Origin of the sequence: Psychrobacillus vulpis (assembly GCF_006861825.1) — a bacterium.
In the GTDB taxonomy this organism is placed as follows: domain Bacteria; phylum Bacillota; class Bacilli; order Bacillales_A; family Planococcaceae; genus Psychrobacillus; species Psychrobacillus vulpis.
The window spans coordinates 147112-164794 of the sequence record NZ_VDGI01000001.1 but is presented as its reverse complement, the minus strand read 5'-3'; the positions used below and the strand labels follow the sequence as shown (position 1 = coordinate 164794).

18 protein-coding genes are annotated in these 17683 nt (G+C 37.3%); 13 read left to right on the top strand and 5 right to left on the bottom strand.

Features of this window, described 5'->3' with window-relative positions; all coding sequences use genetic code 11:
* The first annotated feature begins 2 nt into the window (after positions 1 to 2).
* The 5 genes from FG384_RS00805 (at position 3) to zupT (ending at position 4545) form a co-directional block, all read left to right on the top strand.
* Positions 3 to 998 carry a siderophore ABC transporter substrate-binding protein gene (locus FG384_RS00805; protein WP_142640654.1) on the top strand — a complete coding sequence of 332 codons (996 nt, stop codon included), beginning with the start codon at positions 3 to 5 and terminating at the stop codon, positions 996 to 998.
* Between the two features lies 1 nt (position 999).
* Complete coding sequence (locus FG384_RS00800; RefSeq protein WP_142640653.1) at positions 1000 to 1308, top strand: antibiotic biosynthesis monooxygenase family protein; 309 nt, start codon at positions 1000 to 1002, stop codon at positions 1306 to 1308.
* Between the two features lie 250 nt (positions 1309 to 1558).
* Positions 1559 to 2170 carry a phosphatase PAP2 family protein gene (locus FG384_RS00795; RefSeq protein ID WP_142640652.1) on the top strand — a complete coding sequence of 204 codons (612 nt, stop codon included), beginning with the start codon at positions 1559 to 1561 and terminating at the stop codon, positions 2168 to 2170.
* Between the two features lie 830 nt (positions 2171 to 3000).
* Positions 3001 to 3651, top strand: coding sequence for a uracil-DNA glycosylase (locus FG384_RS00790; RefSeq protein WP_142640651.1), 651 nt, complete (start codon positions 3001 to 3003; stop codon positions 3649 to 3651).
* An 84-nt stretch (positions 3652 to 3735) separates the two neighbouring features.
* A complete protein-coding gene (zupT, locus tag FG384_RS00785) occupies positions 3736 to 4545 on the top strand; it encodes a zinc transporter ZupT (RefSeq protein ID WP_142640650.1) in 810 nt (269 codons plus the stop codon).
* Between the two features lie 136 nt (positions 4546 to 4681).
* Here zupT and thrB read toward each other — a convergent pair whose 3' ends face one another.
* On the bottom strand, positions 4682 to 5638 hold the full coding sequence (gene thrB, locus FG384_RS00780; RefSeq protein ID WP_142640649.1) for a homoserine kinase: 957 nt from the start codon (positions 5636 to 5638) through the stop codon (positions 4682 to 4684).
* Complete coding sequence (gene thrC, locus FG384_RS00775; protein WP_142640648.1) at positions 5638 to 6696, bottom strand: threonine synthase; 1059 nt, start codon at positions 6694 to 6696, stop codon at positions 5638 to 5640. The genes thrB and thrC overlap by 1 nt, the downstream gene beginning before the upstream one ends.
* A gap of 174 nt (positions 6697 to 6870) precedes the next feature.
* On the opposite strand from thrC, the gene FG384_RS00770 reads away from it, so the two are divergent.
* The 4 genes from FG384_RS00770 to FG384_RS19965 all read left to right on the top strand — a co-directional run bounded on the left by FG384_RS00770 (position 6871) and on the right by FG384_RS19965 (position 10576).
* Entirely contained in the window at positions 6871 to 8082 is a 1212-nt protein-coding gene (locus FG384_RS00770; protein ID WP_142640647.1) for an MFS transporter, read from the top strand.
* A 98-nt stretch (positions 8083 to 8180) separates the two neighbouring features.
* The gene (locus tag FG384_RS00765) at positions 8181 to 8705 is read left to right on the top strand and encodes a P-loop NTPase family protein (protein WP_142640646.1); all 525 of its coding nucleotides are present in this window, start codon (positions 8181 to 8183) and stop codon (positions 8703 to 8705) included.
* A 38-nt stretch (positions 8706 to 8743) separates the two neighbouring features.
* Entirely contained in the window at positions 8744 to 10015 is a 1272-nt protein-coding gene (locus FG384_RS00760; RefSeq protein WP_205961722.1) for an acetyl-CoA hydrolase/transferase family protein, read from the top strand.
* A gap of 18 nt (positions 10016 to 10033) precedes the next feature.
* The gene (locus FG384_RS19965) at positions 10034 to 10576 is read left to right on the top strand and encodes a DNA-3-methyladenine glycosylase (RefSeq protein ID WP_205961731.1); all 543 of its coding nucleotides are present in this window, start codon (positions 10034 to 10036) and stop codon (positions 10574 to 10576) included.
* Between the two features lie 101 nt (positions 10577 to 10677).
* On the opposite strand, the gene FG384_RS00755 is transcribed toward FG384_RS19965, so the two are convergent.
* On the bottom strand, positions 10678 to 11478 hold the full coding sequence (locus FG384_RS00755) for a GNAT family N-acetyltransferase (protein ID WP_142640645.1): 801 nt from the start codon (positions 11476 to 11478) through the stop codon (positions 10678 to 10680).
* A gap of 252 nt (positions 11479 to 11730) precedes the next feature.
* On the bottom strand, positions 11731 to 12918 hold the full coding sequence (hmpA, locus tag FG384_RS00750) for an NO-inducible flavohemoprotein (RefSeq protein ID WP_142640644.1): 1188 nt from the start codon (positions 12916 to 12918) through the stop codon (positions 11731 to 11733).
* 174 nt (positions 12919 to 13092) lie between these two features.
* Between hmpA and FG384_RS00745 the strand changes: the two genes are divergently transcribed.
* From FG384_RS00745 to FG384_RS00735, 3 genes are all read left to right on the top strand, one after another.
* Complete coding sequence (locus tag FG384_RS00745) at positions 13093 to 13542, top strand: Rrf2 family transcriptional regulator (RefSeq protein ID WP_142640643.1); 450 nt, start codon at positions 13093 to 13095, stop codon at positions 13540 to 13542.
* Between the two features lie 284 nt (positions 13543 to 13826).
* On the top strand, positions 13827 to 14753 hold the full coding sequence (locus FG384_RS00740; protein ID WP_142640642.1) for a manganese-dependent inorganic pyrophosphatase: 927 nt from the start codon (positions 13827 to 13829) through the stop codon (positions 14751 to 14753).
* 106 nt (positions 14754 to 14859) lie between these two features.
* Positions 14860 to 15513, top strand: a complete 654-nt coding sequence (locus FG384_RS00735; protein WP_142640641.1) for a DsbA family oxidoreductase — start codon at positions 14860 to 14862, stop codon at positions 15511 to 15513.
* A gap of 42 nt (positions 15514 to 15555) precedes the next feature.
* Here FG384_RS00735 and FG384_RS00730 read toward each other — a convergent pair whose 3' ends face one another.
* The gene (locus FG384_RS00730; protein WP_142640640.1) at positions 15556 to 15912 is read right to left on the bottom strand and encodes a DUF2500 domain-containing protein; all 357 of its coding nucleotides are present in this window, start codon (positions 15910 to 15912) and stop codon (positions 15556 to 15558) included.
* A gap of 95 nt (positions 15913 to 16007) precedes the next feature.
* On the opposite strand from FG384_RS00730, the gene FG384_RS00725 reads away from it, so the two are divergent.
* Complete coding sequence (locus tag FG384_RS00725) at positions 16008 to 17543, top strand: FAD-dependent oxidoreductase (protein ID WP_142640639.1); 1536 nt, start codon at positions 16008 to 16010, stop codon at positions 17541 to 17543.
* Positions 17544 to 17683 lie beyond the last annotated feature (140 nt).

Sequence of the window (17683 nt, the reverse complement as noted above, 5' to 3'; positions counted from 1 at the left end):
AAATGAAGAACTGGAAATTTTTATCTGTAATTTTTGCTGTGCTTGTATTAATGCTAGCTGCATGTGGTACTAAGGATGAAAAAACGACAGAAGATAAATCAACTGGAAGCAAAGATTCTAAGGAAGAAGTAAAAGAAGAGGCATCTGTTTACCCATTAACAATTGCACAACCAGAGGGATACGCTGAAGTAACACTTGATGCTCAGCCGGAAACAGTTGTCGTATTTGACTATGGTTTCCTAGATACATTAGATGCACTTGGTGTGGATGTAGCTGCGGTTTCTCAAAAAAGTTTGCCAAAATATTTAAGCAAATATGCGGATGAAGCTTCTTATAAAAATGCTGGTGCATTAAAAGAACCTGATTTCGAAGCAATTCATGCGATGAAACCAGATGTAATTTTCATCTCTGGACGTCAAGCAGATGCTTATGAAGAATTAAGTAAAATTGCTCCGACTGTTTATGTTGGATTAGACACAAATGACTATGTAAATTCTTTCAAATCTAACACAGAATTAGCTGGTAAAATTTTCGGTAAAGAAGATAAGGCTGCTGCAGCTTTAGAAGAAATTGATACAAAAATTGAAGAAATCAAAACGAAAACTGCAGACATAGATGAAAAAGCGTTAGTTGTGCTTGCATCTGAAGGCGAATTAAGTGCTTACGGTCCAGGTTCACGTTTCGGTGTAATCCATGATGTATATGGTATTAAACCAGTTGATGAGAACTTAGAAGTATCTACACATGGACAAAACGTTTCATTTGAATACGTACTTGAGAAAAACCCTGATATGCTGTTCGTTGTAGATCGCGATGCAGTAGCGTCTGAAGGAGAATCTGGTACAAAAGCGGCAATTGAAAACGAAATCGTTAGTAAAACAAATGCTGTAAAAAATGGTAAAGTATTTTATTTAGATCCAGAAGCTTGGTACTTATCAGGTGGAGGTATTGAATCTGAGAAGGCAAAACTGGATGCAGTATTAGAGGCAGTGAAATAATATGTTCTATCAAATTAAACGTATGGTCGTAAAAGAAGGATTTTCCTCAACTGTTGTGGAACGTTTTCAAGGAGAAGGACTAATTGAAAAGCAACCTGGCTTTGAACAATTAGAAGTTCTAGTGAAAAAAGTTCGCCGCGGTGAAGAAGAGGTTCTTGTCGTAGTGCGTTGGACTTCTGAAGAAGACTGGAAAAACTGGGAGAAGAGCCCCGAGCATATTGCTGGTCACAAAGCGAATGCTGGCAAGCCAAAACCAGATCATATCATTGAATCCAGTCAAAATGTATATGAAGTAAAAGTGAGTAAATAATTTAGATCCACGAGGAATATCCTCGTGGATTTTTTTAATTGGGCACAATCGATCAATTACATATGAAAATCGATCAATCTGGTTAAATAATCGATCAATCTTCACACAAAATCGATCAATCACTCACAGTAATCGATCAATCTCCATTCAGAATCGCGCAATCGGATAAAGGATTCCATTTTGATTGTATTTAATTCATAAACTAGCTTATACTTTTTGTAATAGATAGAAATAGAAGGGGAGGGATACGATGAAGAAATGGTTTTATCCACTTGGACTCGTTTCGCTGCTAGGATTCGCAGCATTGTTCGTATCGTTTACTCAAGATGAAATAGTACAACTCGATCGTAAAATGGCAGAACTATTAGGTGGTAATTCTTTCGTTACAGCTTTTCATCATTTAGGTGAAACAGCATTTATTATGGTTGTCGTCCTCCTATTATTAGCAATTATGTGGATTCGTACGAAAAATTACCGGGGGATGCTTTTTGTACTGTTCACAGTAGGAGTAGGGAATGTTATTAATAAATTATTAAAAAACTGGGTACAAAGAGAGCGACCTAATATTCCAAATCAATTAGAAAGTTTTAGTTTTCCATCTGGGCATGCTATGGTTGGGCTGTTATATGTATTTACAATTGCTTATTTTCTAACAGAGCATCAGTCGAACAAAATGGTGCGAATATCCATTTGGATAGGGGCTGTGCTCCTAGCGATGATGATTGGTTTATCTCGTATTGCGGGTTCACGTCATTATGCTTCGGATGTTTTGGCAGGATGGATGGCAGGGTATACATGGTTTGTCCTAATTGCATTATTGTATGAATATCGAGCAAAAAGGCTTATAAAGAAGAAATATTAAAATCCTTTCCTTTAATGGATAGGATTTTTTAAAAGATAAGAAAGTATATAAAATTGAAGTACTTTGAACCCCGTGTTTATAGTAATTTTACTAGGATTAGTAAAGACTTGTAATGGCGCTGAAAGAGTGTCATTACAATAATTATTTATCAAATAGCGCTACGAGAATTTAGCGGTTTGGCATTCGCTTTCCGCGGGCGAGCGACGAGCCTCCTCCTTCGCTTCGCTCAAGGGAACTGAAAAACTTTTTTATTTCTAGAAAATTGTTGAAAAAGGCGACACTCCTGCGGGAATAGCGTTAGTCGAAGACCCCGGAGCGAAGCGAGGAGGCTGAGGCAGCGCCCGCGGAAAGGGAGCCATTTCAACGATTTTCTTATTAATTGGAATATTGGACAACCCCATCTGGCAAAGTCGAATTATAGGGACTTTTTCAGTGCCTTCGCTTCGCTCAGTGTGGTCTCGTCTGTCTCGCTTTCCCGTAGGAGTCTCATAATCTTCGGGCGCCGCTCTCCAGGTTGATAGTATTCTTTCATTAACCTAAAGCAAAAGTCATCTGACTCCAACCGTTTCAAGCGGGCGATGGATAAACGACAGCCATAGGATTACCTAAAAAGAGGGACGGGAAGTTGGCTTGCCACTTCCCGTCCCTCTTAAACTTATCCGGTAATAAGATGACCGACATGCTGTCCTAAGCATGCTAGAAACGATGAAGACAAGATGTAAAAGGGCGCTCTGCGCTTTTCTTAACCTTTATCCTCTAAAAATATTTTCTGTAACTAGATTTTCTAAAATCAAATGTGAATGTAAATACGCCATAAAGGAGTAAAAGCTATGTTCGAACTACCTGAAGATTTAGTAGTACTTGGAATGAAGAGAATAGAAGGGCATCCAGTAGAAGGCTTCGTTAAAGGGAAAGGCAAGAAAAATCCAATCATCATGCTTATTGGAGAGGCGCCTGGAGAAAAAGAAAGTGTGCAAGGTGTACCCTTCATTGGTCGAGCGGGGGACGAATTAGCAAAATCACTTGCAAGTATTGGGCTTTCTAGAGATGACGTTTATATGACGAGCGCGGTTAGAAGTCGACCATATGTGTGGAAAGAGAAAAAAACAAGAAATGGTGAAACGACTAAAAGAAAATATAACCGAGCTCCTACGACGCATGAAATAAATGCGCATGCTCCATTACTTGATTACGAACTAAAAAATATCTCTCCAATGGTCATCGTTACATTAGGAAACGTAGGACTACAGCGTTTACTCGGTAAAGATGCAAAAGTTTCTAATTTGCATGGGCAAGTGCTCAATACAAGGGTAAGGCATTTAGCGTCACTCAAAGAGAATGAGTATATATGGTCTGACGAAAAATATATTATTATTCCAACGTTTCACCCAGCTGCTGTCTTCTATCGTCCTTCCAATCGGGATTTTCTAAATGAGGATTGGTCCAAGATTGGAAACTATTTAAACGTATTTAAACTTTAATTTTCATTGATTAAAAAAAGTTGTACAAAAGCAACGTATTGCGTAAAATAAATTATTATTGATGATTAGAAAGAAGTTGGTCCAATGGATGGAAATGTTGTTTTTGCATTATTACTTACGTTATTTGCAGGTCTAGCAACAGGTATAGGAAGTTTACTATCTTTGTTGACTTCAAGAACTAATACTAAGTTTCTATCTGTCGCATTGGGATTTTCGGCAGGGGTAATGATATATGTATCTTTGGTTGAAATATTTGTGAAAGCAAAGGTTTCATTAGTAGCAGAGCTAGGAGAGAGAAATGGCTATTGGATGACAATTGTTGGGTTTTTCGGTGGGATGATTTTTATAGCACTAGTGGATCGTTTATTGCCTTCCCTTGGAAATCCACATGAAGTGAAGAGTGTTGAGGATATGGATAACTCCCCTAGTAATGAAGAATATACAAAATTGATGAAGATGGGCGTTTTCACTGCACTTGCAATCGGAATTCATAACTTTCCAGAAGGTATTGCTACATTTGCATCAGCATTACAGGATCCCAATTTAGGAATAGCGATTGCAATCGCAGTTGCCATTCATAATATTCCAGAAGGAATTGCTGTTGCAGTCCCGATTTATTACGCTACTGGGAATCGTAAAAAGGCATTTAAGTTGTCGTTTCTTTCTGGACTTGCAGAACCGGTCGGTGCCTTTGTTGCTTATTTAATATTAATGCCATTTTTAAATGGAGTTGTATTTGGAGTTGTCTTTGCAGCGGTTGCAGGGATTATGGTCTTTATTTCATTAGATGAACTTTTACCGGCAGCTAAAAAGTATGATGAGACACATTCATCTATTTACGGCGTTGTAGCAGGAATGCTAGTTATGGCTTTAAGTTTAGTATTATTATCTTAAAGAAAGGCAGTACAGATCTCAATTAGTGAGAACTGCACTGCCTTTTTTATTTGAAAAAAGTATAAATTGTTTTACGCAGTATCGATCCAGCTCCAGCGCCTGGCCCCTTGAGGTCAAATAACCTTCCCAAATGAAGTCAAAGAACGACTTCTTTGTGGAAGAACATTTGCTCGTCGGGGCTAATCAAGTCGCTTGCGTTTTTCTTTTTTGAAACGACAATTCCTGTTCGATTCATTTTTACTGGAACTAGTTCGAAATTTGGGAAGAGTTCATTTAAATTAGAAATAAACACTTCTTCAGTTCCTTTTTGTATAAGAGATAGTAACGTAGGGCCAGCTCCGCTTATGCAAGTACCAAATGCTCCGGCTTTTTTTGCAGCTATTTTTATATCTCTACTTTCAGGAATCAAGTCTAAACGATAAGGTTCATGGAATAGATCTTGCTCCATGTACGTTCCAGCTTGCTCGAATGATTGAGATAAAAATGCAGCTATTAATAAATTGGAAGTAGCGCTTGCTTGTGCAGCCACTTTACGTGTATAACTTTCGGGCAAAACGTTTCGAGCTTTTTCTGTTTTCAATTCAAAGTTTGGAATGAATAAAACAAAAGAAGCGTCAATCTGGTACGTATGAAAAATATGAATTTCCCCATCTTCTCCACCTGAAGAAATAGTGAAACCACCGAATATAGAGGCAGCTGCGTTATCGGGATGTCCCTCCATAATGGTTGCTACTTTTAACTTATCATGTGAAGTAAGTTGAAGATTAAGCACTTGGTTCGCTAACTCTACACCAGCAACAATTGCAGATGCACTACTACCCATTCCTCGAGCAAGTGGAATTTCACTTTTTACTTCCAGATGGCAAGGGGGTAAGGACATCCCGTACATTTGTGCAGTTTTTTGTGCTGCTTGAACAATTAAATGATCTTGTGGATTTGGTACATCGGGTAGATTATTGGATAAGTTATCGATTTGCCACTCAGTAGCAATCTCCACGTCCACTTCTAAGTACTTATCTAAAGCAATTCCGATCGAATCAAATCCAGGACCTAAATTAGCTGTACTTGCAGGTATCGAAATGGCCCATACCATTATGCAAGCACCTCCTCAATAAATGCATTTAGTGCAGATGCATTACTTTCAATATTATGTGGTGGAACAACTTTAACGTCCATTGCTGTCTGTGGATCTTTTAAACCGTTGCCAGTTAAAACAGCAACGACTTTACTTCCAGACTTAATTTTTCCTTCTTTCACAGAACGAATTACTCCCGCGATAGATGCACAAGATGCTGGCTCAGCAAAAATACCTTCTTTTCTAGCAATTAGCTGATAGGTATGAATCATTTCATCGTCTGAAACAGCTTCAATGACACCGTTTGACTCGTCTCTTGCAGCAACTGCACTATCCCAGCTTGCTGGATTCCCTATTCGGATAGCTGTAGCTATTGTTTCTGGGTTATCAATTGGTTTCCCTTGTACGATCGCTGCTGCACCTTCTGCTTCGAATCCAAAAATTTGAGGAAGGCCAGTTTGTTTCTTATCATTATATTCTTTAAAGCCCTTCCAGTAAGCAGTAATATTTCCTGCGTTACCTACTGGAATTGCTAAAATATCTGGTGCTTCCCCTAGTACGTCACAAATTTCAAAAGAAGCCGTTTTTTGTCCTTCAATACGATATGGATTTACAGAGTTTACTAGAGTAACAGGTGAAGTTTCACTAATGGAACGTACCATTTCAAGTGCATTGTCAAAGTTTCCTTCGATTTGAATTACTTCTGCCCCATACATATATGCTTGTGCTAGTTTTCCAGCAGCGACTTTTCCTTCTGGAATAACGATGATGGCTTTCATCCCAGCACGCGCTGCATAAGCCGCAGCAGCTGCAGAAGTATTTCCTGTAGAAGCACAAATAACTGCTTTGCTTCCTTCTTCTTTTGCTTTTGCCACAGCAAAAACCATTCCTCTATCTTTAAATGAACCAGTTGGATTTGCACCTTCTACTTTTACGAATAATTCAATTCCTAATTCTTCGGACAAGTTTTCTAGTTTAATAAGAGGCGTATTTCCCTCGAGTAGTGATAATTTAGGTGTTTTATCTGTTACAGGTAAAAATTCTTTGTATTGTTCAATTAAACCTTGCCATGCCATGGTGTAATCCGCCCCTCTGTTCTTCTTATGTAAACATATGTGTTTCTATAAAGGACATTCTACTCTACTAAAGCTTAAAAAACAAGAATAATTTTCTATTGTAAGTTTACTATTCAATGCGTATACTAATCATGTAAAGAAAAAACATTACACGTGTAAAGACAGGGGTAAAACATGAGTAAATATAAAAATCAAAAACCTTTATCTAAAAACAAATTGCTAGGTATTGCGGGCCTTGCATGGATGTTCGATGCAATGGATGTAGGGATTTTATCATTCGTTATTGCTGCTCTTGCAGCTGAGTGGAGTCTATCACCAACCGAAATGGGTTGGATTGGAAGCGTGAACTCTATTGGTATGGCAGTAGGAGCATTAGTTTTCGGTGTTTTTGCAGATAAAGTAGGACGTAAAAAAATCTTTATGATCACATTATTATTGTTCTCCATTGCAAGTGGATTATCAGCGTTTACTTCCACTTTAGCAGTTTTCATGCTTTTACGATTTTTTGTAGGTATGGGACTTGGGGGAGAGCTACCAGTTGCTTCTACACTAGTATCTGAAAGTGTTGAGGCGAAAGAACGTGGACGAGTTGTCGTATTACTAGAAAGCTTCTGGGCGGCAGGTTGGCTAATTTCAGCGCTTATTGCTTACTTTATCATTCCAGATTACGGCTGGAGAATTGCACTTCTTATTACGGCATTACCAGCATTTTACGCAATTTATTTACGTATAAAACTACCGGATTCTCCACGATTTACGGAGAAGAAAGAAGAGCAAAGATCCATTATCCAAAATATGAAGGAAGTATGGTCAAAAAAATACGCCAAAAGAACACTGATGCTTTGGATAGTTTGGTTTACAGTCGTATTTTCATACTATGGAATGTTTTTATGGTTGCCAAGTGTTATGGTGATGAAAGGGTTTAGTTTGATTAAGAGTTTTGAGTATGTACTAATCATGACTCTTGCGCAATTGCCAGGGTACTTCTCAGCAGCATGGCTAATTGAGAAAGTTGGAAGAAAATTTGTGTTAGTAACCTATTTACTTGGTACTGCTGGTAGCGCATTTGTTTTCGGTACTGCAGAAACAACTTCTGTATTAATCATTTCTGGTATGTTACTTTCATTCTTTAACTTGGGAGCTTGGGGAGCTTTATATGCTTATTCACCAGAACAATATCCAACAGTTATTCGAGCAACAGGGTCTGGTATGTCTGCATCAGTAGGTCGTATTGGAGGTATTTTAGGACCGTTATTAGTTGGTTCTCTTGTTACAGCAGGGTATGAAATCGGATGGATATTCGGTATATTCTGTATTGCTATCGTCATTGGAGTGTTAGCAGTTTTATTCCTTGGCACCGAGACAAAGCAAGTCGAATTAGAATAGAGCAAAGCCTGTTTCCTATAATAAAGGGAACAGGTTTTTGTTTTGTTTGGTGGACAAAACATAGTAGAATGAAGTGATAGTGCAGGGGGTGTAGTTGTTTGGAGAAACTTCGACATAAACGAGTATTGATCATCGGGTCTAGTGGTGCAGGAAAGTCTACTTTTTCAACAAAACTTGCGGAAAAGTGGAAATTGCCACTTATACATTTAGATGCCCTTTTTTGGAATGAAGGTTGGGTTCCCACTCCAAAGCCAGCATTTCGGGAAAAAGTACAGCAAAAATTAATAGAAGATGAGTGGATTATGGACGGTAATTTTAACTCAACATTAGCATTAAGAGCTAAGTATGCAGATTTAATTATTTTCTTAGATTTTCCAAGATTGCTTTGTACGTATCGGATTTTAAAAAGAGCTTGGGTGCATAGAGGAACAACTCGTCCAGATATGGCCCAGGGTTGTAATGAAAAAATAGACATGGAATTTGCACAATGGGTATGGCGTTTTCCAAAGGATATAAGACCAGGTATACTGGATATTTTAAGAGAAACGGATAATGTGGATATTTGTATATTGAGAAATCCGAAAGAAGTGAAAGTTTTTCTCGAAACAGTTCCAATTGTATAATTACGGACTAAACAAGCGTAAAGTAGGAGTAGATATTAATGACAACTAAGAAACTAACAGATAGGCAAATCATTGATTTAATCGAGAAGAATGCGGATATTATTCTTCCTTTAACAAATGGAGAACCACATAAATTACTCGATATTTTAGAAGAAAATGCTGATGAGTTAACGAACGTAAAAATTCATCAGTTACTTTCACTACAACAACGTAAATACATGGAAGGTGCTTTTCCTGGAAAGCTTTCGCATGTCTCATACTTTTTAAGTGGAGTCACAAGAAATTTGTTCCATCAAGGAATGTTAGATCTAGTACCAAATCACTTCCATGAAATGCCGAGAATCTTAAAACAATGCACTAACCTTTCCATGGTTATGGCAGTTGCATCACCTATGGATGAATATGGATATTTCTCTTTAGGAACACAAGCAGATATCGTAAGTGAATTTATAGGTACAATACCGTTTATACTAGAGGTAAATAAAAATATGCCTCGTACATTCGGAGAAAATCAAATTCATATTAGTCAAATTGTAGGGTATATAGAAAATGATCGTCCCTTGTTTGAAGCTATTTCCCCTCCTGTTGGAGAAAAAGATATGAAGATTGCATCTTATGTGGCGGAAAGTATTCAAAATGGAGACACTTTGCAGATTGGGATAGGCTCTATTCCAAATGCAGTCGTTAGTTTACTAAAGGATCATCGTCATTTAGGCATTCATACTGAAATGTTTGTGGATGGTATCGTAGATCTAGTGGAAGCAGGTGCAATTGACGGAACACAAAAGTTTACGAATAGAGGAAAAATCATCGCAACATTTGCGCATGGATCTAACAAACTTTATCACTTCTTGCATAATAATCCTTCAGTTGAATTCTTGCCCGTAAGTATTGTCAATGACCCTAGAGAGATTGCAAAAGAGGAGCGTATTGTATCTATCAATGCTACAACAGAAGTGGACTTATTTGGACAATGTGCTTCTGAAACAGTTGCAGGAAAGTATTATTCCTCTACTGGTGGACAATCAGACTTTGCAAGAGGAGTAAGGTTTGCCAAAGAAGGAAAAGGTTTCGTGTGTATGACATCGACAGCTAAAAATGATGAACTTTCCAGAATAAAGTTAAGCCTAACACCTGGTTCTGTCGTAACAACCTCTAAAAATGATATAGATATAATTGTAACGGAATATGGTGTGGCAAAAATGTTCGGAAAACCAATTTCAGAAAGAGCTAAGCAGCTAATATCGATTGCTCATCCAAAATTCAGAGATGAACTGACATTTGAAGCAAAAAAAATGGGGTTTTTATAAGTGAAACCAATTGATCCAATGTTTTTTCATCAACCAACATTAGAACTTGCAGGCAATTTACTAGGAAAATATATAGTACATGAGCATAATAGAGGTCTTATTGTTGGTAAAATTGTGGAAACGGAAGCGTATATGGGTGCTGATGATAGAGCAGCACATAGCTTTGGAAATAGAAGAACAAAACGAACAGAGGTTATGTTTGGGAAACCAGGACTTATTTACACATATCAAATGCATACGCATACACTGATAAATGTCGTAGCTGGCGCTCTCGACACACCAAATGCCATCCTAATACGTGCTGTAGAACCAATGGAAGGCTTGGACCTAATGAGAAAGCAGTGGACAAATGGACCTGGTAAACTCACAAAAGCATTGGCAATAACGATGGAGTATTATGGAAAGAATTGGTCAGACAAGCCATTGTATATAGCAGAAGGTGAGCAAGTGATATCCGTTTCAACTGGGCCAAGAATAGGTATTGAAAACAGCGGAGAAGCTGTACATTACCCGTATAGATATTGGGAAACAAACAATCCCTTTGTTTCGAAAGCGAGATAGCAGGAAGAGCTCAAACATTTACTTATACTTTTTGCTTAACGAAATCCTTAGCGAAAATTCACCAAAAAAGATCGACCAAATTAATTTTGGTCGATCTTTTTTTAAATGAGTTTCCCCATAAAGAACTCATCTACAAACTCTTCATTAATAATAAGTGCATTTTTCCTTGTACCTTCGTTTTCAAAGCCAAGCTTTTCATAAAGCTTTTGAGCATTTAAATTCTCTTTAATTACGGTCAGTTCAAGTTTTGATATTCCTACTTCTTTTGCCCACTTTTCTCCATGCAGCATTAGGGAAGAGGCGATACCTTTTTTAGAAAACATTTGTTTAACACCGATTACTACGGTTGCTCTATGTAATGCACGAGGAGCTGGGCCACCTGTGAATAAAACGTAGCCAGCAAACTGACCATTCATGATGGCTAACAGTAAAATCGAGTTGGTCGAGTTTTTCCAGAAATTCATTTCCTTTCGAACAGCTTGAACAGTCATTTGTATATCTGATTTCCCATATAACATAAAGTCTGTCTCTGAAAAAATACTTTCCTGTAAGCTAATAAACGAACGAGCATCTTCAAGCTCTGCTTCTCGAATAATAAGAATATCCTGTTTATTGTTTTCATCTAGAAGTCGTTCATCTTTTTCATGTACAACATTATGGAAAAGAACGGATTTCCCCAAATTAACTGATTTTACAGAATACCCATGATCTGTCCAGGCAAAAAAATGTAGTGCAGGGGGCTTTGTTTTCTTCCACCAACTACTGCTTAAATAGGCGGCGTTCGGTAGAACTTGGCCTATGATAGCTTCAATTTCGTCATAAGTTAAAGAAAGTTCTCTTTGAGTCGACTGTTTAAAAAAAGTTGCAAGCGGAATATATTTGCTCTCAGAAAGTTTGGGCATTATTTCTATCATTCCTTTATTAATAGGTTCATAGGATAATTATAACACTAACGACAGTATATGCATAATACTAAAAGCATATTTATGCGTTAATTAATTCCTAGAATCATATATATGAACGTACTTTTATTGTCTGTCACAGCGTTTAGATATAAATTCGTATGTAAAAATACCTATCACTATTTTGGGGTAAACAATAAAGAGTGTTACTTCTAATTCGAAGTAACACTCTTCTTATTCAACTTAGGAAAGTTATGCTTGTACCAACTCAAGTTGAAGAGCAGGGCCAAAGAATTCGTAATGAATTTGTTCATTTGTGTATCCGAGTTCTAGTAGATGATTAATCATTGCTTCCATAAATCCAACTGGTCCACAAATGTATACATCACCACTTTGAATGGCATGTGTAGCTAAAAGCTCTTTTGTAATAAATCCATCTCCTTCATCTGAGTAAAGGGAAACATACTCTGCATCTTCCATCGTTTCCATTAATGAACGAATATCTTTATCAAATGGATGTAGATTTTCGTTACGCGCACTATAGATGAAAGAAACTTTTCGAGATGGTTGATTTTTAGCAATTGTTTCGAACATACTCATCATAGGAGTGATTCCAACTCCACCACTTATGAGTGTTACAGGTGTTGTTTTCTCTACATCTAAAGAGAATTCTCCAGCAGGTGCACTAAGTTCTAACGTATCCCCGACGTTCACATTATTGTGTAAATGAACGGAAACTTTACCCGCAGGATCATGTTCATCTTCTTTTTTTACTGAAATGCGGAATGTTTCCACATCTGAAGCTTTAGATAAGCTATATTGTCTATTTAGTAAATATTTTTCCCCAGGAACGCTTACTCGAATTGTAATGAATTGACCAGGTTCATAAGTAGGTAGCATGTTTCCATCTGCAGGTTTTAAGTAGAAAGAAGTAATATTCTCACTTTCTTTTTCTTTATGGACAACAATGAAATCTTTAAAGAATCTCCAGCCTCCTTGTTTAGACTCAGATGCTACATACATTTCTTCTTCAATACCGATAAAGGCATCTGCTATTACCCCATAGGCTTCTGCCCATGCATTGATAATATCGTCTGTTGCTGCATCCCCAAGTACTTCTTTAATAGCTCCAAGTAAGTGTTCACCAACGATAGGATAGTGTTCAGGTTTAATACCAAGGCTTACGTGTTTTTGGCCGATTTGTTTTACAGCTGGAATAATTGCTGCTAAGTTGTCGATGTGCACTGCAGCTGAATATACAGCATTTGCAAGAGCAGTTTGTTGACGGCCTTTTGATTGGTTTGCATGGTTAAATATATTAAGTAGTTCTGGATGTGCTTCAAATAGATTTTTATAAAAAACGGTCGTAATTGCGACTCCGTGTACTTCTAAAACTGGAGCTGTAGATTTTACGATATCAATTGTTTGTTGAGATAACATATTATTACACGTCCTTTTTTCGTATTGTTGTTTACACTTTGTACGATACTCCTCTAAATTCTTTAAAGCAATATTTTAAATACATCTTTAAACAAGCTTTAATAAATCAGACACATTTCTTTCACGAGTTTGTCAAAATTCGCTATAATGAGGTAGAGGATTGGTGGTGGCAATATGAGATTAACTATGTATACAGATTTCTCACTTAGAGTGTTAATATACCTGGGAACAAAAGAAAAAAGTGACCTTTCAACGATCCAAGCTATTTCGGATGCATACGACATTTCCAAAAATCATTTGATGAAAGTAACGCATGAGTTAGGTAAACTAGGTTATATTGAAACGATCCGTGGACGAGGTGGAGGAATTCGTTTAGCGATGGAACCTGAAGACATTAATATAGGACAAGTAGTTAGGCATACAGAAGATGATTTCCATTTAGTTGAATGCTTTGATTGTCAAACAAATTCATGTGTTATTACGCCAGTTTGCGGATTGAAAGGTGCGCTGAATCGCGCTTTATTTGCATATCTCAAAGTGTTGGATGAATACACGCTTGCAGACTTTTTACATCAAAAGCATAAATTAGCGAATTTACTTTTCAATGATAAGCAGGATATATGATAAAATAAGTTCGGAAATTGTTTAACTTTTTTCAGCGGAAGTCTTCCACTTCTACAAGTGTCAAGATGGATGCCAAAATGTTGATTATTTCAAACCCAGGCTAAAAAAAGTTAAAGCCTCCGGCGGATGTCACAGATTTTGAAAGGAGTATTAGAATGATGTTAGCCTAAAATCGTCGCATCCATGCGACAAAGGCTAACTGACACCTGCATCACGCAGGCCTAAGCTTAATTCAAAATCTGGACGCAATTACGCCGAGGCATAATTGATTAGGAGGATTATTCATGGAAAAAGTATTAGTTTTTGGACATAAAAACCCGGATACAGACACAATTACATCAGCGATTGTATATGCACACTTAAAAAATGCTATCGGAGTAGAAGCTGAAGCGGTTCGTTTAGGCGAAGTAAATAATGAAACAAAATTCGCATTAGAAAAATTCGGTTTCGAAGCACCAAGATTAATTGAAAACGTTGCAAATGAAGCGAAAAAAGTAATCTTGGTCGACCACAATGAAAAACAACAAAGTGCTGATGGCATTGAAGAAGTACAAGTAACGGAAGTAATTGACCATCACCGTATTGCAAACTTCGAAACGGCAGAGCCTTTATACTATCGTGCAGAACCAGTAGGTTGTACGGCAACTATTTTAAATAAAATCTATAAAGAAAAAGGAATTGAAATTCCAGCAAATATTGCAGGATTAATGCTTTCTGCAATTGTTTCAGATTCTTTATTATTTAAATCACCAACATGTACTGAAGAGGACGTAGCTGCTGCTCGTGAACTTGAAAAAATTGCTGGTGTCAATGCAGAAGAGTACGGACTAGCTATGTTAAAAGCAGGAGCAGATTTAAGCGATAAAAGCTTAGAAGACCTTCTTTCACTAGACGCAAAAGAATTCGGCATGGGCGAATACAAAGTAGTTATCGCACAAGTTAATGCAGTAGACGTAAACGACGTAATGGGTCGTCAAGCAGAACTTGAAGAACTAATTAATCGTGAAATCCAAGAAAAAGAGCTGGACCTATTCTTTTTTGTCGTAACAGATATTTTAAATAACGACTCGGTAGCACTTGCACTAGGAAAAGTAGCACTAAAAGCGGAAGCAGCATTTAGTGTGAAATTCGAAAACAATACTGCTCTCCTAAAAGGTGTTGTATCTCGTAAAAAACAAGTAGTGCCAGCTCTAACTGAAGCATTATCATAAGAAACATTAAAAGCTTCTCAGCCATATTGGTTGAGAAGCTTTTGTTTTGAGCAGTAAAATTGCTGTATGTTATATATACAAATAAAATGAAGTGGAGGTGATTAATATGAAAATTGAAGTATGGTCAGATTTTGTTTGTCCGTTTTGTTATATTGGAAAAAGAAGATTAGAGGAAGCATTACAGCAAGCGGGTTTTAGTAGTCAAGCAGAGGTTGAATTTAAAAGCTTTGAGCTAGACCCGAATACACCGAAAGTGTCGGATAAGAGTATATACGAAGAACTTGCTGGAAAATACGGAACAACTGTAGAAGCTGCAAAGCAAATGACAGAAGGTGTAGCAGAACAAGCACGAACAGTTGGACTGGAGTATAATTTTGATACAATGAAACCTGCGAATACGCTAGATGCTCATCGTTTAGTAAAATGGGCATCTGACCAAGGTAAAGCGAAAGAAGCAAACGAATTATTGCTTCATTCCTATTTTATTGAATCAAAAGAAATTGGAAAACATGATATCCTTTTAGATTTAATCGAGTCTATTGGATTATCTAGAGAAGAAGCGGATAAAGTGTTAAATTCAGATGCTTATTTAACAGAAGTTCAAGCGGATATTGCAAGAGCTGGACAAATAGGTGTTCGTGGAGTTCCATTTTTTGTGTTAAATGATAAGTATGCTATTTCTGGTGCACAGCCACTGGAATCATTCGTAGGCGCTTTGAATAAAGTAGCGGAAGAAGAAGGTATCTCACCAACTAAATAAATTGATGAAAGCCAGCAAGGGAAGGATCCCAGCTGGCTTTTCTTAATGTTTTCTCTCAAATGTAAGGAATCTAGTCCCCTGAAAAGTCAGAATGCCAAGATCATCTTCTGCTAGCATACCATATTCCTGTCCATTCAACTGAAGCTCCATTCGATCTCCACTTTCTACTTGAAACGTTACATAATAGGAAGTAGACGCCGAACTATTACCTGATCCTCCCCACGTATTCGTACGTTTCGCTACTATTTGAGCGGGTACTGAAAGTTTAGGAGAATTATCGTTTTTATTTCGTTGTTTAATGCTACTACCAATTATAAAAATGAATCCACCGATAACTATAATAAAAACAACAGCAATAAATAAAGGACCTAATATATTCATGATACTAAAGAAATCCATCGTTTCACTCCTTTGCTTCTTTCAATTTATACGCTTCGAGTTGAATAAAGTTTCACCAATAGATAGAGAATAGGAGAAACAGGAGGGAATCATAAATGACTCAAAAAATTTTACCGAGCGAATCGCAATCATATTGGCGAGCAAATAAAGATTTTCCGCTTTTTCCTAAACTAAGTGAAGATATAGAAGTTGATGTTGCAATTATTGGAGCAGGTCTCACTGGAATTACGGCAGCTTATTTGCTGAGTAAAAGTGGATTAAAAGTAATAGTTGTAGAAGGAAGTAGAATATTAAAGGGTACAACAGGTTTCACAACGGCAAAAGTTACAGCACAACATGGACCTATTTATCAAAAGCTAATTGAAACTTTCGGAGAAGAGAAAGCAAGATTATATTATGAAGCAAATACTGAGGCAAAGGACTTTATTGAACAAACTGCTTCGGAGTTAGGTATCAATTGTGACTTTGAAAAAGTAGATGCCTTTTTGTATACAGATACAGAAGATGGAGTGGAAATATTAAAAAATGAAATGGATGCTTATAACAAGCTTGGAATCGAGGGAGCTACCTTAACAAAAGAAACAGGACTTCCATTTACAGTGAAAGAAGCTCTCAAAATGGAAAACCAAGGACAGTTTCATCCGTTAAAATATGCAACTGCATTAATGGAGAAGGCAATAGAAAATGGGGTTCAGTTTTTCGAAGAGTCGCGTGCAAAATCCATTCATTCAACCAATCTTGTGCAAATGCTCGATGGGAATGAAATAAGAGCGAAGAAAATACTCGTTTGTAGTCATTTTCCTTTCAATGATGAAGACGGACTTTATTTTACTCGAATGTACTCAGAGAGATCTTATGCACTTGCTTCACTCGTAGAAGCTAATTATCCAAAAGGAATATACATTAATGTAGAAAAGCCTACAAGATCCATTCGAACTTCGTTAGGTTCGGATGGAAGACGATATTTACTAATTGGTGGGGAAGGGCATATAACCGGAAGATTTCAAGGTGATACGATGGCGAACTATGAGGCTTTAGCGGCATTTGGTAGAGAGCAGTTCAAAGTGAAGCAATATGCTTATCGTTGGTCCGCACAGGATTTAGTAACACTTGACCAACTGCCATACGTTGGTTCAATGACCACCGGACTTCAGGATGTATTGGTTGCAACGGGATATGCAAAATGGGGAATGACCAATAGTACGGTTGCAGCAACAATTATGGCAGACAATGTCCTCGAAAAAGACAATCGCTTTGCGGAGTTTTACAATCCAATAAGGTCTAAAATGAAAAAAGAAGATATTACGAGCTTCGCCAAAATAAATGCGAACGTCGCTAAAGAACTAATCAAAGGAAAAACAGAGAAAATTGATGTCTTATTTAAAGATTTAGAACTAGGTAAAGGAGACATTGTTAAGTTAGATGGTAAAAAGGTTGGTGCATTTAAAGACGTGACAGGTAAAGTATATTTAGTAAAACCTGTTTGCACGCATATGGGGTGTGACGTTGTATTCAACGATGCGGAATGTTCGTGGGACTGTCCATGTCACGGTTCAAGATTTACGTTTACTGGAGACGTAATTGAAGGGCCTGCTTATGAGCCACTAGAGAAAATAGAACTAGGAGAATGAAAGTTAAACCGAAAAGGGCTTAGAGAAAAAACTCTAAGCTCTTTTACTATTGTTTTTAATCGATATATCGATTAAAGGAGAGGATTTAGGTGAAAAAGCGGAGAGGGTTTATACAAATGGCTATCTAGCATTTGCGCAGG